11 protein-coding genes and 1 tRNA gene are annotated in these 15156 nt (G+C 70.4%); 6 read left to right on the top strand and 6 right to left on the bottom strand.

From position 1 onward, the window contains the following. The first annotated feature begins 82 nt into the window (after window positions 1-82). Window positions 83-415, top strand: coding sequence for an arsenate reductase family protein (locus V7D63_RS04230; RefSeq protein WP_333591011.1), 333 nt, complete (start codon window positions 83-85; stop codon window positions 413-415). Here V7D63_RS04230 and V7D63_RS04235 read toward each other — a convergent pair. From V7D63_RS04235 to V7D63_RS04245, 3 genes are all read right to left on the bottom strand, one after another. Next, complete coding sequence (locus V7D63_RS04235) at window positions 412-4629, bottom strand: translocation/assembly module TamB domain-containing protein (RefSeq protein ID WP_333591012.1); 4218 nt, start codon at window positions 4627-4629, stop codon at window positions 412-414. The genes V7D63_RS04230 and V7D63_RS04235 overlap by 4 nt on opposite strands. Then, window positions 4626-6416 (bottom strand): autotransporter assembly complex protein TamA, encoded by a 1791-nt coding sequence (locus V7D63_RS04240; RefSeq protein ID WP_333591013.1) that lies wholly within the window; start codon window positions 6414-6416, stop codon window positions 4626-4628. Before V7D63_RS04240 ends, V7D63_RS04235 begins: the two co-directional genes overlap by 4 nt. A gap of 67 nt (window positions 6417-6483) precedes the next feature. After that, window positions 6484-6753, bottom strand: coding sequence for a hypothetical protein (locus V7D63_RS04245; protein WP_333591014.1), 270 nt, complete (start codon window positions 6751-6753; stop codon window positions 6484-6486). Window positions 6754-6894: 141 nt separating this feature from the next. On the opposite strand from V7D63_RS04245, the gene V7D63_RS04250 reads away from it, so the two are divergent. After that, a complete protein-coding gene (locus V7D63_RS04250; RefSeq protein ID WP_333591015.1) occupies window positions 6895-8646 on the top strand; it encodes an ATP-binding protein in 1752 nt (583 codons plus the stop codon). On the opposite strand, the gene V7D63_RS04255 is transcribed toward V7D63_RS04250, so the two are convergent. Further along, window positions 8643-9719, bottom strand: a complete 1077-nt coding sequence (locus V7D63_RS04255) for a CaiB/BaiF CoA transferase family protein (RefSeq protein WP_333591016.1) — start codon at window positions 9717-9719, stop codon at window positions 8643-8645. The two genes, V7D63_RS04250 and V7D63_RS04255, sit on opposite strands and share 4 nt — an antisense overlap. A gap of 73 nt (window positions 9720-9792) precedes the next feature. On the opposite strand from V7D63_RS04255, the gene V7D63_RS04260 reads away from it, so the two are divergent. From V7D63_RS04260 to V7D63_RS04270, 3 genes are all read left to right on the top strand, one after another. Beyond that, on the top strand, window positions 9793-10236 hold the full coding sequence (locus tag V7D63_RS04260; protein ID WP_333591017.1) for a DUF3293 domain-containing protein: 444 nt from the start codon (window positions 9793-9795) through the stop codon (window positions 10234-10236). 48 nt (window positions 10237-10284) lie between these two features. Continuing rightward, a tRNA-Lys gene (locus tag V7D63_RS04265) sits at window positions 10285-10361 on the top strand. 44 nt (window positions 10362-10405) lie between these two features. Beyond that, entirely contained in the window at window positions 10406-10960 is a 555-nt protein-coding gene (locus V7D63_RS04270) for a hypothetical protein (protein ID WP_333591018.1), read from the top strand. Here V7D63_RS04270 and tgt read toward each other — a convergent pair. Continuing rightward, a complete protein-coding gene (gene tgt / locus V7D63_RS04275; RefSeq protein WP_333591047.1) occupies window positions 10957-12072 on the bottom strand; it encodes a tRNA guanosine(34) transglycosylase Tgt in 1116 nt (371 codons plus the stop codon). The two genes, V7D63_RS04270 and tgt, sit on opposite strands and share 4 nt — an antisense overlap. A 211-nt stretch (window positions 12073-12283) precedes the next feature. Beyond that, window positions 12284-13369: a tRNA preQ1(34) S-adenosylmethionine ribosyltransferase-isomerase QueA gene (gene queA, locus V7D63_RS04280; protein ID WP_333591019.1), complete on the bottom strand. Its 1086-nt coding sequence runs from the start codon at window positions 13367-13369 to the stop codon at window positions 12284-12286. An 86-nt stretch (window positions 13370-13455) separates the two neighbouring features. On the opposite strand from queA, the gene V7D63_RS04285 reads away from it, so the two are divergent. After that, the gene (locus V7D63_RS04285; RefSeq protein ID WP_333591020.1) at window positions 13456-15126 is read left to right on the top strand and encodes a lysine--tRNA ligase; all 1671 of its coding nucleotides are present in this window, start codon (window positions 13456-13458) and stop codon (window positions 15124-15126) included. Window positions 15127-15156 lie beyond the last annotated feature (30 nt).

Consider the following 15156-nt stretch of genomic DNA (forward strand, 5'->3'; position numbering starts at 1 on the left):
GACGGGCGAAGGGCAAAGGTGAAGGTCGCGCACTGGCGATAGCCGCCCGACGACACTAGATCGGGCCGTGAAGGAGACGCCCATGTCCGTGACCCTGTATCACAACCCCCGTTGCAGCACCTCGCGGGCCTCGCTGGAGATGTTGCGGGAACGCGGCGTCGAACCGACCGTCGTCGAATATCTGAAGACCGGCTGGGACCGGCCGACGCTGGAGCGGCTGGCCCAGGGCGTGGGCGGGGTGCGCGCCCTGTTGCGCGCCAAGGAGCCGGGCGCGGCGGCGCTGAAGGGTGTGGCCGACGAGGCCCTGATCGCGGCGATGATCGCCGATCCGATCCTGGTCGAGCGCCCCGTGGCCGAGAGCGGCAAGGGCGTGCGCGTCGGCCGTCCGCCCGAGACGGTGCTGGAGATCATCTAACGGTTCTGCCGTCGGTCGTCGTCGCGGGCGCCCGGCGGGCGGGATGACCGACGCCAGCGGATCGACAGGCTGGCCTCGCCCTGGCCGCCGAATTTGGAGCTGATCGCCAGGTTGCGGCGCACCTGCCATTCGACGTTCACCGCCGCGCCGCCTTCGCCGCCGCCGATGATCTCCAGATAGACGTCATCGGTGATATAGCGTCCGCCCGCGACCGTCAGGGCCGAGGCCTGGCCGCCGAACGACAGCCGGTCCAACCCCGCCAGTTCGCGCAGATTTCCGATCACGTCGAAGCCGCCGCCGCCCGCCAGGGCCGCCACCCCCGCCGCCAACTGGGCCGCCTCGAAGGCCGACAGTTGCGAGGCCGACCGGCCGAACAGCACTTGCGACAGGATTTCGTCCTGCGGCAGCGACGGCGTAGAGGTCAGCTCGATCTCGGGCGAGGCGGCCGTGCCGGTGACGCGGATGGTGGCCGTCAGGGCCGGGTCCTCGCGCATCGCCGACAGGTTCAGCCGGATGCGCTGGGGGTCGGTCGACAGGGTGACCACGCCGCGATCATCGAACACGAACCGCTTGCCCGCGAACTCATAGTCGCCGCGCACCACCCCGGCCGTGCCGCTGAGCACCGGTCGGGTGATGACGCCCTGGATGCGGGCGTTCACGTCCATTTCGACGTTCAGACCGCGCCCGATCACGCGCACGCGTCCGCTGGACGAACGCAGTTGGATGTCCAGGCCGATCTGGGGACCGCGCGCCGTGCGTTCGACATCCTCTTCCTCGTCGCCGCCGGGCCGGTTGACCTCGACCACGTCCATGCGGACGATGCCGTTGGACCCCGGCGGATTGGCCTCGATGCGGCCCTCGTCGATGTCGATGCGGCCGGTCAGTTGGATGTTGCCGTCCTCGCCGCGCACCACGGTCAGGGGACCGGAGGCGCGGGCCTGGGCCAGGTCGTTGTCCAGGATCTGGAAATTGGCCAACTGAAGCTGGAAGGTCGAACCCGAACCCTGGCGCAGGCCGATGCGGCCCTGGCCGGTCACACGGCCGCGCCCGTTGTCGGCGGCCGTGAAGGTCTCCACCAGGGCCGTGGTGTCGTCGAACCGGCTGGCCAGGGTCACGTCGGTCAGGCGCAGGCCGGTCTGGCTGTCGCTGAACGATCCCTGGGCCAGGTTCAACCGGCCGTTCAGGCGCGGCTCGTTCACCGTGCCCGCCAGGGTGGCGCGGGCGTCCACCTGGCCCGCCAGGGCGCGCTCGCCGCCGAAGAACAGGTCCCAGATCGGCTGGATCTGGCCCTGGGCGGACACCGTGCCCGACATCGGCCGGGTGCGGGCGATCGCCAGACGCAGCGGCGCGGCCGAGGCCTCGACCGGCAGCACCACATCGGCCTCGGCCGAGACGGCGCCCTCGTCCTGCACATTGGCCTGGAGGCGCAGTTCGTCATTGACCAGATAGGCGTTCAACTCGCCGTCGACGGCCAGGCCGGCGGGGGCGTCGATGCTGCGGACGTTCTGCAGATTGACGTTGGCCGAGCCGGACAGGTCGCCGCCCGAACCGCGCAGCGACACCTTGCCGGTGACCCGGCCGCGCAGGTCAGGCGCGATGGAGCCGAGTTCGACGCTGGTCAGATCGGCCTGGAGGATGGCGGCGCCGGAATCCTGACGCAGTTCGCCCAGCAGCACGCCCCCGCCGACGTTCAGGTCCAGTCGCGCCACGCGGCCGTCGCCCGACAGGGCGATGACGGCGGGATTACGGGTAGTGAAGGCGACCTCGCGCACCCGGCCGCCGCCGCGCAGGACGATGCTGTGCGCCTGGTCCTCGCGGGCATAGACGCCCGCGCCGTTGAACTGCACCGGCGTGGCGCCGCCGACGTCGAGCGCCAGGGTGAAGGGCAGGCGGTCCAGCGTGCCGCGCCCGTCCAGGTCCAGGCTGCGAATGACATAGGTCGATCCGGCCAGGCGGACGTTGCGGGCGTTGACGTCCAGGATGGCGCTGTCGTCGCCGCCGCCCTCGGTCAGGCGGATGCGGCCGTCGGCCGCGCCTGAGGCCAGGAAGGCGCCCGGCCGGGCCGTGAAGGTCAGATCGGCGCTGGACGGCGTATGACGCGACAGGGCCACGGCGCCGCGCGCCGTGACGCCGCCCGCGTCCAGGTCCACATCGGTCAGGCGGATGCTGGGACCGCCCAGGAAGAAGTCGCCCGAGGCGCGGGCGGGACCATAGTTCGATCCGGCGGTGACGGCGATGCGGCCGTCGGAACTGTTCGCGCCCTTGCGGAAGCTGAGGATCAGCCGCGCCTGGGTCAGTTTCAGCGCGCCGGCGTCGACGCGATCCAGGGCGGCGGTCAGGTCGGCGCGCGGCTGGGCCAGGGTGCCGGTCAGGGCGCCGTTTCCGGTCATGGCGCCGCCGATCTCGACCGGCCCGGCGGCGAACGGCCCTTGCGCGGCCCAGTCCAGCGCCAGGCGCAGGCGGCCGTCGGTCTCGATCAGTCCCTTGGCCGAGGCGCGGCCCTGGGCGCCGGTCAGGCGGCCGTCGTTCAGTTCGATGCGCCCATCCCGCAGCAAGCCCGCCAACTGAAGACGCGGCGAGGTCCCCAACAGGCGGTCCAGCTCGGCCTGGCCAGTGACAAGGCGCGCGCCGCGCCCGTCGAAGCCGAGAGTCCAGGGCGCGCCGGTGCGCGCCATCGAGGCCTGGATGTCGCCGCCGAAGGCGCCGCGCGCGCCGCGATGCAGGCGCGACAGGTCGGTGATCCGCGCCTGGCCCCGGAAGTTCAGCCCGCCGTTCAGAGCACGCCCGCCGGCTCCCCGCACGGTCAGCGCCTGACCGTCGGCGTCGATGCGGCGCAACACGACGGCGCCGTCGGCCTGTCGCACCGCCGTCGCCTGGAGGCGCGGCGCCGAACCCAGCAGGGCGCCGATCACGCCGGCGCTTGATCCGCCCGTCGCGCGCAGGTCGGTCTCGATCTCCAGCCGCTCCTTGTCGACGGCGAAGTCCAGCGGCCCGGCGATCCGCGCGGCCCGATAACTGGCGACGGAGGCGTTCAACAGGCTGACCCCGCCGTCGATCGACCAGGTCTCGACGTCGCCCTTGAAGACGCCGGCATAGACGGCCGGACCCGCCAGTCCCGTTCCGGCCAGCCGCGTCAGCGAGGGGGTCGAGATCTCGAGCCGCACGCCTTCGGGCGCGTCACGCTCCTTGAGGCGGATGACCCCGCGCGCGCTCGAATTCAGGTTCTCGGCGATCAGCCGCCAGCCCACGCCCTGTCGGCCCTCGCGCCTGGGGTCCGGGATGGCGGCCAGGCCGAAACGGGCGGTCGGCCCGACACGGCGCGCCAAGGGCGCCAGCAGGTCCGAACCGCTGAAATCGAAGAAGCCGCTGATGCGCGTTCCCTCGGCGCCGTAACGGCCGCGCACGATCAGGGGCGTGTAGCGGCCGCTGGTCACGCGGGCGTCGACGACCTCGCCATTGACCACGGCCACGGCCGAGAAGGGCTGGTTCGGCGAATAGCCCAGCGCGCCGGCGATCGGCCCGCCCTGGGCCTCATTGGCGCGCAGGTTCAGCCGCAGGTCGGTCGGCTGGTCGCCGAAGGTCGCCGCGCCGCGCAGATAGTCGCCGCGTCGTGTCAGGCTGTAGGCGTCGATCTCGGCCGTCTTGGACCCCTTGCGCGGCACGGCGGCGGACCCGGTCAGCCGCCACCGGCCGTATTCCCGGCTGAAGCCTTCCTCCAGTTCGACATTGGCCGAGAACCGGTCGATGTCGATGCCCAGCGGCATGGGCTTGGACGGCTCGGTCGAGGGTTCGACCAGGGGGCGGCGGATCAGGCGGATGCGCGCGGCCGAAATGTCCTGGGCGTGAAAACGGCGCAGCAGCAACGGCCCATAGGACCAGTCCACACGGATGTCGGCCGCCTCCAGCCAGACGCCGTTCGCATCGGTCACGGTGACGCGGTCCACGCTGAAATCGTCGAACAGATCGCCGCGCAGGCCCTCGATGTGGAGGCGTCCGTAGCGGCTCAACTTCTGGCCGTCGACGAGACGGGTGATCCACGCGCGCCCGGCATCGGATCGCAGATAGGCGCGCCCGCCGACGAAGCCGACGATCAGCAGCGCCAACAGGCCCGCGACCACGCCGCCGACGATGAAGGCCGCCCGGCGCGGCCAGGTCCGTTTCGCCTTCGGCTCGGCGGGCGTCTCAGGCGCGTCTGTCGGCGGGGTCTCGGTCAAAACGCCTGTCCGATCGAGACATAGATCTGGAAATCGGCGTCGCCCGGCCGCCGGTCCAGGGGGAAGGCGACATCGGCGCGGATCGGGCCGAAGGGCAGTTTGTAGCGCACGCCGAAGCCCGCGCCGTAGCGCAGATTGGCGAAGTCGGGAATCTCGTCGAAGCCGATCGAACCCGCGTCAATGAAGGCGACCGCCTGGAAGCCGTGGCCGACCTCGCGCCGCACCTCGACCGAGGTCTCGAACAGGCTGGTGCCGCCGCGCGGCGTCTTGTCGGGCAGGCGCGGGGCCACGCCCTGATACTCATAGCCGCGCACCGAGCCGCCGCCGCCGGAATAGAACAGCCGATCCGACGGCACGCTCAGCTCGCCGGCGCCGACGATGGAGCCGAGACGCAGGCGCGCGGCGATCACGGTGCGGGCGGCCTCGTCTATCGGCGCATAGACCGTGCCCTGGGTCTCCGCCTTCAGGAACAGGGCCGAGGCGTCGCCCGCCACGGCGGTGGGCTGGGCCGAGGCGGTGATGCGCCAGCCCGAGGTCGGGTCCAGCGGATCGTTCGACTGGTCCCAATAGGCCCCGGCGCGGCCGGTCAGGACGGCGAGGTTCTGATCGAACACCACCGGCTGGTTGGTCAGGGGATCGAACCGCGTCTGGGTGTAATGGCCCGCGTCCAGGCCGACGCCGTAGCTGAACCAGGAGGTCTTGCCGATGCGCTGTTGCAGATCGGCGGCCAGGACCAGGGCGATCCGGCGATAGGCCTCGGTGTCTTCGTTCACGGCGGCGGCGGACAGGCGCAGCGTGCGTCCCGCGACGCCCCAGTGCGGCAGGCTGAGATCGGCGCCGATGCGGCTGTCGACGTCGGCCAGCCGGACCTCCATCCGCAGGGTGTCGGCGCGGCCCAGGCGGTTGTAGCGGGTCTGGATCACGTCCACGCCCGAGCCTTCGGCGGTCGAGAAGGTGGCCCCCGCCTCGGTGATGCGCCGCGACCGGTCGGTCAGGGTGACGATGATCGGGCGATGGCCGTCGGCGTTGGTGCGCTCCGGCGGGGCCAGGGCCACGCCGACGCCGTCATAGACGCCGGTCTCCAGCAGGCGGCGCTCCAGTTCGGCGACGTCGTCGGGATCATAGCGGTCGCCCTCGGACCAGGGCGCCAGGCCGGCGACCCAGCGCGGATTGGTCGGCCCGCGCGTGTCGACCAACACGCCGTCCAGCTTGACCAGCGGCCCGGCCGAGACGTTGTAGGTCGGGTTGACGGTGAAGGCCGCGTGGTCGACCACCACCCGGCGCGGCTCGGTCCTGGCGTCGGCGTAGCCCAGGCGCGTCAGGCCCGCGATGATGCGGCCCTCGGCGGCGATCACATCGACGGCGCGGCCCGGATCACCGGGCGTCATCCGCACCTCGGACGCGGCGACGGCGGCGGCTTCGTCGGACGGCTCCGGCGCCAGCCAGTTGATCGTCGCCGTGGTCAGGACGAAACGGCGGCCGGGCGTGATCTGAACGACGGCGACCGGGCTGGTCTCGCCTTCGACCACATCCTCCAGCGTCGGCTGGTAATAGCCTTCGGAGCGCAACAGGGCTTCGGCGGCCGAGGCGGCCTCGCGCGCGCGGCGGCGGGCCTCGAAACGATTGGCGGGCGGTTCGTCGGACTCGCCGACGGCGCGGACGATCTGTTCGCGCAGCGCGCCGTCCATCTCGCCCCGGATCTGAGCGCGCGGCTCGGCAGCCGCGGACAGGGCGCAAGCCGCCCACAGGCCCAGGGCGGCGATCAGCGAAAGCGGCCTGACGGTCAAACGAATCCCTGTGGCGACGACGGCGGAGCGGCCGCCTTTTCCATGCGGCTGTGGCGCCGACATGGCGTCAGTAGAACAGAGTTTCGCTTTCCGGTTTCACCGTCTCTTCCGAAGAGCGTTTCTCGGGCGGCAAGGCGGTGTTGTCGGCGGGCGGATGGTCCGTGGCGCTGGGGGCCGCGGCCGGGACGGCGACCTCTTCCGCGGCGGGCGCCGTCGGTTCGACCATGTCCGAGGCGGTCTCGACCGTCTCATCCTGCGGCGCCTGGAAATTGTCGCAGGCGGCCAGGCCCATGGTCAGGCCGAAGGCGGCTGCGGCGGCGATGATCTTGCGGTTCACGGCATTCCCCCGTCTGTCGGTCGGCCAACGCTCGAACGGCCTGACTGTTCCATACCGGCCCCGCCGCGCCGCGTCATCCGGTCTTCAACCAATCCTTTCGATTTGGCCCGCAGACTAAGAAACGGAGGATCGCGCGCCATGATGATCAGCACGCCATACGCCATGGTGGCGCAGGTTCGCTTTCGCGAACTGCCCACGCGGCTGGCCCTGGCGGCCTTCATCTGCCTGGTGGCCTGGGTCACGGCGCCGTCGATATGGCCGCTGGTCTGGTTCGGCGCCGTGGCGGTGGGGCAGGGCGCCGACTGGATCGTCTTTCGTCCGCTGCGCCTGGCGCGGGACAAGGAGCCGAGCCGAGGCCGCAAGATCCTGTGCTGCGTCTCCGCGTCGCTGAATGTGATTCTCTATTCCGGCATCGCCGCCTATCTGTGGTTTTGGGGCGGAGAGCCGGGCCGGGTCTTCGCCATGATCCAGGTGGCCGGCGGCCTGCTGCACGTCAGCCTGCACATGCATCACAGCCGGGCCTTGCTGCTGTCGGCCGTCATTCCGCACGGCGTCTATTTCCTGGGCTTGCCTATTCTCAGCGCCGTGGTCTTCCGCGAGCCGGTGCTGGCCCTGATCGCCGTCGGCGGGCTGATGTACGTCGCCCATCTGGTCGCGGCCGTGCGGCAAAATTCGCACACGACCAAGGCCCTGCGCGCGGCCGGCGACCTGGCCCAGGGCGAGCGACGCAAGGCCGAGGTGGCCAGCGCCGCCAAATCCGACTTCCTGGCGGTGATCAGCCATGAGATCCGCACGCCGATGAACGCCGTCGTGACGGCCGCCAACCTGTTGCGTCGGACACGGCTGGACAGGACCCAGCGCGAGCATGTCGACATGCTGATCGACGCGGGCGACGTGCTGCTGGGCCTGCTCAACGACGTGCTGGACTTCTCCAAGATCGAGGCCGGCAAGATGCAGTTGGAGACCGCCGACCTGGAGCTGAAGAGCAAGCTGACGGCCATGGTCCGCCTGTGGGAGGGCCGCGCCGCGGCCAACGGCGTGCGCATGCGGCTGAACCTGGCGCCCGACCTGCCGGAGACGGTGCGCACCGACCCGCTGCGGTTCCAGCAGATCGTCTTCAACCTGTTGTCCAACGCCGTGAAATTCACCGCCAAGGGTCATATCGCCCTGGACGCCGCCTGGGCCGGGGACCGGCTCGAGATCGCCGTGAATGACACCGGTTGCGGCATTCCGGCGGCGCGTCTGGCGCGGGTCTTCGACGGCTTTGAACAGGCCGACGCCGGCACGACCCGGCGCTTCGGCGGCACCGGCCTGGGTCTGACGATCAGCCGCCGCCTGGCCGAGCTGATGGGCGGAACCCTGACGGCCGAAAGCGTCGAGGGTGAAGGTTCGACCTTCCGTCTGTCGACGCCCATGACCGTCGTCGGCGAGGCCCGGCCGACGGTCGCGCCGTCGTCCCACGCCGCTGTCGCCGTCGCCGCCGCGGCGCCGGTCGGCCTGGCCGGTCGCTCGATCCTGGCCGCCGACGATCACGAGGTGAACCGCAAGATCCTGCGGCTGTTGCTGGAGCCGCACGGATGCCGCCTGACGTTGGTCGAGAACGGCGCCGACGCGGTCGAGGCGGCGGCGGTGGAGCGGTTCGACGCCATCCTGATGGATATGCAGATGCCGATCATGGACGGGCTGGAGGCGACCCGCCGCATTCACGCCCGCGGCGCCAATACCGATACGCCGGTGATCGCCCTGACCGCCAACGCCATGGACGTGCATCGCGCCGCCTGGGACGCGGCGGGGGTCTATGCCTTCCTGACCAAGCCCATCGACGCCGCCGTCCTGGCCGAGACGCTGGACATGGCCTGCGCCGAGCGGGCGTCGGCGACGGCCGTCGCCTAGGTCCAGCGCGCCAGGGCCTGGTCCAGGGTCTCGACCGGACGGTCGGCTGAGACAGGGGCGGTCTCCCCGTCGAACCGCGGGGCGGGGGCGGGCTGGACGATCCCGGTCTCGACATGGGCGCCCCTGGCCCGATTGTGCGGATGCGCCGCCGCCTCGACAAAGGTCAGCACCGGCGTGACGCAGGCCTCGGTCGCGGCGAAACGGTCGGCCCAGTCGTCGCGGTCCCGCGTGGCGAAGATCGCCGCGAACCGATCATGCAGCTCCGGCCAGGCGGCGGGATCGTGCTGCGGCGCCTGGGCCGGATCGATGTCCAGCCCGGCCAGCAGCGCGGCGTAGAAGCGCGGCTCCAGGGCGCCGACGGCCACGAACCGCCCGTCCCGGCAGGCGTAGCAGCGATAGAAGGGGGCGCCGCCGTCCAGCAGGTTCGCGCCGCGCCGTTCCGACCACAGGCCGCGCGCCGCCAGGGCCGGGAACAGGGCCGCCAGCAGGCCCGCCCCGTCGGTCATGGCCGCATCGACGACGCGCCCGCGCCCGGTGGTCCGCGCCTCGACCAGGGCCGCCAGGACCCCGACCGCCAGCATCATGGCCCCGCCGCCATAGTCGCCGACCAGGTTCAGCGGCGGACGGGGCGGCCGATCCGGCTCGCCCATGGCATGAAGGACGCCGGTCAGGCCGATGTAGTTGATGTCGTGGCCGACCTGATGCGCCAGCGGCCCGGTCTGGCCCCAGCCGGTGACGCGGCCATAGACCAGGCGGGCGTTGCGCGCGGCCAGATCATCCGGTCCCAGGCCCAGCCGCTCCATGACGCCGGGCCGAAAGCCTTCGATCGCCGCATCGGCCGACGCGGCCAGCGCCAGCACACGCTCGCGGTCTTCTGGCGACTTCAGATCGACGGGAACGGCCGTCCGTCCGCGGTGCAGCACGGCGCCGCCGACATCCTGGAACACGCCGCCGCCGTCGGCGCGGGTCAGGCGCAGCACCTCGGCCCCCAGGTCGGCCAGCATCATGCCCGCGAAGGTCACCGGACCTAGGCCGTCGAATTCCAGAATGCGGACGCCGCGAAGGGGAGGCATGGTCCAGGCTTAGCCGCCGTCGGGCGGGGCGTCGAGCGGTTGACCCCTCGCGCGGCCGGTCCATGATCGGCGCATGGACCGATCCCTCGCCGCCTGCGCCGACGCCTATGCGCGCGCACACTATGTCGTCACCCTGCCCGGCGGGGACGAGGCGCGGCTGAGGCTGGGCCGGGCGTGCGAACCCCTGGCCGCCGTCATGGCCGCGCGGGGTGCGGCGACCGCCTGTTTCATCACCGCCTGGAACCCCGAGAGCGTCCCTCGCGATGAAACCGAGAATCAGGCGGATCAGGCCCGGCTGAAGGCGCGCATCGAGACCCTGGGCCTGAGCTGGCTGGCCGCCGAGGGGCGTGACCCGGACGGCGGATGGGATTCGGAACCCAGTCTGGTCGCCCTGGGGCTGACGTTCGACCAGGCCTGCGCCCTGGGCGACGAATTCGGCCAGAACGCGGTGCTGTTCGCGGGCGCCGACGGGACCCTGCGGCTGGTCTTTTGCCTGTTGGGCCGGTCAGAGACTTGACCCGAAACGGCGGATGAAAGAGAAGGCGCCCTCGCGCCGCCATGCGATGCGTCCTTAGCTCAGTTGGTTAGAGCATCTGACTTTTAATCAGAGGGTCCTCGGTTCGAGCCCGAGAGGACGTACCATGGCGGCGCTTTCCCTTTCGCGCCGCGCGTGTTGAGTTAGGTCCATGCGTCGCGTCCTGCCCCTTGTCCTGGTGTCCTGTGCGGTCCTGACGGGCTGCAACGCCGGTCGATCGGTGGCCGAGGGGGCCGGTCAGTTCGGGCGCGGCTTCGGGGCGGCGGCGACCGCGCCGCTGGAGGACCTGAACCTCAGGCGTCAGTACATCCCCACGGTCCTGTTGCAGGCCGAGGCCAACCCCTATGACCTGCGCAACCTGACCCAGTGCCGCCCCATCGCCGCCGAGATCGCGCGGCTGGACGACGCCCTGGGACCGGATCTGGACGAGCCGCCCAGCCCCGATGGCCGGTTCATCAGCGAGCGCGCCGCCGATGCGGCGTCGCAGGCCGCCCTGGCCGCCGTGCGCGACACGACCATCGACTTCATCCCCGGCCGAAGCTGGGTGCGGCGGCTGTCGGGGGCCGAGACGCACAGCCGTCACGTGCAGTCGGCGATCCAGGCCGGGCGCATGCGCCGCGCCTTCCTGAAGGGCGTCGGGATGCAGCGCAACTGCGCCCCGCCGGCGGCGCCCAGTTGGTTCCAGCCGAGGCGGACGCGCCGCTAGTTCGAGACGTGCCGGGCGTGGAAGTCGCGGCGGAAGGCCTCGAACCGCCCCTGGGCGATCGCCTCGCGCATGGCCGCCGTCAGGGCCTGGAAGAAGGCGATATTGTGCCAGGACAACAGCACCTTGCCGAGGATTTCGTCGGCCCGGATCAAGTGGTGCAGATAGGCCTTTGAATAGTCCTGCGACGCCGGGCAGGGGACCTCGATGTCCAGCGGGTCCTGATCCTCGGCGAAGCGGGCGTTCTTCAGATTGATCGGGCCGTCCCAGGTCCAGGCCTGGCCGTGGCGCCCGGCGCGAGTGGGCAGGACGCAGTCGAACATATCGACGCCGCGCCACACCGCCTCGACCAGGTCGACCGGCTTGCCGACCCCCATCAGATAGCGCGGCCGGTCGGCGGGCAGCATGTCGGGGGCGTAGTCCAGAACCTCGCACATGGCCTGATGGCCCTCGCCGACGGCCAGACCGCCGATGGCGTAGCCGTCGAAGCCGATCTCGCGCAGGCGATCCGAGGATTCGCGGCGCAGGTTTTCAAAGGTCGAACCCTGCTGGATGCCGAACAGGGCCTGGGCGTCGCGCGTTCCGAAGGCGGTCTTGGAGCGCAAGGCCCAGCGGGCGGACAGCTCCATGCCTTCGCGGGCGCGTTTCTCCTCGGCGGGCCAGGCGACGCACTCATCGAGCTGCATGACGATGTCCGAACCCAGCCGGTCGGCCTGGATCTCGATGGACCGCTCGGGCGTCAGCACATGTTTGGAGCCGTCGATATGGCTGGAGAAGGTGACGGCCTCCTCGGTCAGTTTGGAGATGCCTGACAGGCTCATGACCTGGAACCCGCCGCTGTCGGTCAGGATGGGCTTGGACCAGCGCATGAATTGATGCAGGCCGCCCAGCCGCTGCATCCGCTCAGGCCCGGGGCGCAGCATCAGGTGATAGGTGTTGCCCAACAGGATGTCGGCCCCGGTCTGGGCCACCTGATCCACCGTCAGGGCCTTGACCGTCGCGGCGGTGCCGACCGGCATGAAGGCGGGCGTGCGGATGTCGCCGCGCGCGGTCTTCAGAACGCCGGTGCGGGCGCGGCCGTCGGTGGCGGAGATGTCGAAGGGGAAGGGCAAGATTGCACTCGAAAAAAGAGAGTCCAAAGAGTGCAATTCGTGCATCCCGGACGGGGCGGCGGGGTGGCGGCCTGCCGATCATAGCGCAGGAAAACCGTGCGGTCGGCGGGTGGCTTGGAGAACTCTAAATCGGCAGGCGGTTCAAAGGCGTGGAGCCTCGGGATGTGAAGGCTGAGGCCCTTACCGGAATCCCTCTCCCGTTGGGAGAGGGAAGTCAGGCGCGGAACAGCAGGCTGCCGTCGCCGTAGGAGTAGAAGCGGTATCCCGTCGCCACCGCATGGGCATAGGCCGCCTTCATCGTCTTCAGACCGGCGAAGGCGCTGACCAGCATGAACAGGGTCGATTTCGGCAGGTGGAAATTGGTCATCAGCACGTCGGCGGCGCGAAACCGGTAGCCCGGCGTGATGAAGATGGCCGTGTCGCCGTGGAAGGGGCGGACCACGCCGTCCGGGTCGGTCGCGCTCTCCAGCAGGCGCAGGGATGTGGTGCCGACGCAGACGATGCGGCCCCCGGCGGCGCGGGCGGCGTTCAGGGCGGCGGCGGTTTCGGCGGACACCTCGCCCCATTCGCTGTGCATCTTGTGGTCGGCGGTGTCGTCCGCCTTGACCGGCAGGAAGGTGCCCGCGCCGACGTGCAGGGTCACGGCATGGGTCGAGACGCCGCGCGCGCGCAGGGCGTCCAGCAGGGCGGGGGTGAAATGCAGACCGGCGGTCGGGGCGGCGACCGAGCCGTCATGCTCGGCGAAGACGGTCTGATAGTCCGAGCGGTCGCGGTCGTCCTCAGGCCGCTTGGCGGCGATATAGGGCGGCAGGGGCATGACGCCGACGTCGCGGATCGCTTCGTCCAGAATGGGACCGGACAGGTCGAAACGCAGCACGACCAGGCCGTCTTCGGCCTTGGCTTCGACGGTCGCGTCCAGACGGCCCAGTTCGCAGGCGCCATCGGTCACGGCGCCGAAACGGATGCGGTCGCCGGGCTTGATGCGTTTGCCCGGCTTCATGAAGGCGGACCAGACGTCGGGCGCGTCGCGGTGGTGCAGGGTGGCCTCGACCTCGACCGTCAGGGTTTCGCCCTCGGGTCCCGGCCGCTGGCGCACGCCCGACAGCCGCGCCGGGATCACCCGCGTGTCGTTGAACACCAGGGCGTCGCCGGGCTGCAGGAAGTCGGGCAGGTCGCGGATGATGCGGTCGTTCAGCCCCCCGTCGCGCACGACCAGCAGGCGGGCGGAATCGCGCGGCTCGACCGGCCGCAGGGCGATGCGGTCCTCGGGCAGGTCGAAATCGAAGTCGGCGGTGCGCATTGGGCCGGGCAAAGGCCATGATGATGCGGCAGGGTCAAGGCGCGGATTCCTTGACCCTGCCGCGATGAGAGGTCAAACCGCCCGCCATGCTGCACAACCTCGAAACCCTGGCGCGCGACGCCAAGTCCTGGCCGTTTGAACAGGCCCGCAATCTCTTGGCCCATGTGCTGAAGAAACGGCTGTCGGACGCCGAGCGGGATGCGGCGCGGCTGCTGATCGACGCCGGCAAGGCGGATGAGGCGCTGGCGACGTTCGAGGCGCTGAACCGGCCGGTGATCCTGGAGACGGGCTACGGCCCGTCGGGCCTGCCGCACATGGGCACCTTCGGCGAGGTGGCGCGCACGACCATGGTGCGCAACGCCTTTCGCGCCCTGACCGGCGACCACTGGGCCACGCGGCTGATCGCCTTCTCCGACGACATGGACGGCCTGAGGAAGGTGCCCGAGGGGGTGCCGAACCCGCAGATGCTGACCGAGGACCTGCATCTGCCGCTGACCAAGGTGCGCGATCCGTTCGGCACGCACGAGGGGTTCGGCCAGCACAACAACGCCCGGCTGCGCGCCTTTTTGGACAGTTTCGGCTTCGACTATGAGTTCATGAGTTCGACCGAGACCTATCGCTCGGGCCGGTTCGACGCGACGCTGCTGACGCTGTTGGAACGCTATGACGCGGTCATGGCCATCATGCTGCCGACGCTGGGCGAGGAGCGGCGGGCCACCTATTCGCCCTTCCTGCCGATCAGCCCGGTCACCGGCCATGTGCTGCAGGTGCCGACGCTGGAGCGCAACGTCGAGCGTGGGACCATCGTCTTCGACGATCCGGCGGGCGGACGCACCGAGGTTCCGGTCACCGGCGGCCATGTGAAGCTGCAGTGGAAGCCGGACTGGGCCATGCGCTGGACGGCGCTGGACGTCGACTATGAGATGGCCGGCAAGGACCTGATCGAAAGCGTGCGCGAGAGCGGCAAGATCTGTCGCGCCCTGGGCGGCGTGGCGCCCGAAGGCTTCAACTACGAACTGTTCCTGGATATCGAAGGCAAGAAGATCTCCAAGTCCAAAGGCAATGGCCTGACGATGGAGCAATGGCTGCGCTACGGCACGCCGGAATCGTTGAGCTGGTACATGTTCCAGTCGCCGAAGTCGGCCAAGAGCCTGCATTTCAACGTCATTCCGCGGGCCATCGACGACTATCTGAGCTTCATCGACCAGTACCGGACCCAGGAGCCGGCCAAGCGGATCGACAACGCCGTCTGGTCGATCCACGCGGGCGCCCCGCCCGAGGTCGCCAGCCCGGTGTCGTTCGCCCTGTTGCTGAACCTGGTCGGCGTGGCCAATGCGTCGAACAAGGACCAGCTCTGGGCCTATATGGCCAAATACCTGCCCGAGGCGACGCCGGACAATGAGCCGGTGCTGGACCAGTTGATGGACCGGGCGCTGAACTACTACGTCGACTTCGTGAAGCCGACGAAGGCCTATCGCGCCCCGACCGAGCAGGAGGCGGGGGCCTTCCGCGACCTGGCCGCGCGGCTGAGGGCCTTGCCCGCCGACACGACGGACGGCGAGATCATCCAGAGCGAGGTCTATGCGGTGGGCAAGGACCACGGGTTCGAGCCGCTGCGCGCCTGGTTCGCGGCGTTGTACGAGGTGCTGCTGGGCGCGTCGCAGGGACCGCGCTTCGGCTCGTTCGCCGCCATCTACGGCCTGCCGCAGACGATCGAACTGATCGAAAAGGGCGCGGCGGGGGAGCTGGCGGGCTGAGGGAGCCTTCGCTCTCCCGGCGGGAGAGGG

The sequence above is a fragment of the Brevundimonas sp. genome (assembly GCF_036732845.1).
In the GTDB taxonomy this organism is placed as follows: Bacteria; Pseudomonadota; Alphaproteobacteria; order Caulobacterales; family Caulobacteraceae; genus Brevundimonas.

Excerpts from the sequence above, each read along its gene's own strand:
- V7D63_RS04270 (WP_333591018.1), top strand. The coding sequence starts at position 10,406 with ATGCGTCGCGTCCTGCCCCTTGTCCTGGTGTCCTGTGCGGTCCTGACG.
- V7D63_RS04285 (WP_333591020.1), top strand. The coding sequence starts at position 13,456 with ATGCTGCACAACCTCGAAACCCTGGCGCGCGACGCCAAGTCCTGGCCG.
- V7D63_RS04260 (WP_333591017.1), top strand. The coding sequence starts at position 9,793 with ATGGACCGATCCCTCGCCGCCTGCGCCGACGCCTATGCGCGCGCACAC.
- V7D63_RS04250 (WP_333591015.1), top strand. The coding sequence starts at position 6,895 with ATGATCAGCACGCCATACGCCATGGTGGCGCAGGTTCGCTTTCGCGAA.
- V7D63_RS04255 (WP_333591016.1), bottom strand. The coding sequence starts at position 9,719 with ATGCCTCCCCTTCGCGGCGTCCGCATTCTGGAATTCGACGGCCTAGGT.
- V7D63_RS04230 (WP_333591011.1), top strand. The coding sequence starts at position 83 with ATGTCCGTGACCCTGTATCACAACCCCCGTTGCAGCACCTCGCGGGCC.
- queA (WP_333591019.1), bottom strand. The coding sequence starts at position 13,369 with ATGCGCACCGCCGACTTCGATTTCGACCTGCCCGAGGACCGCATCGCC.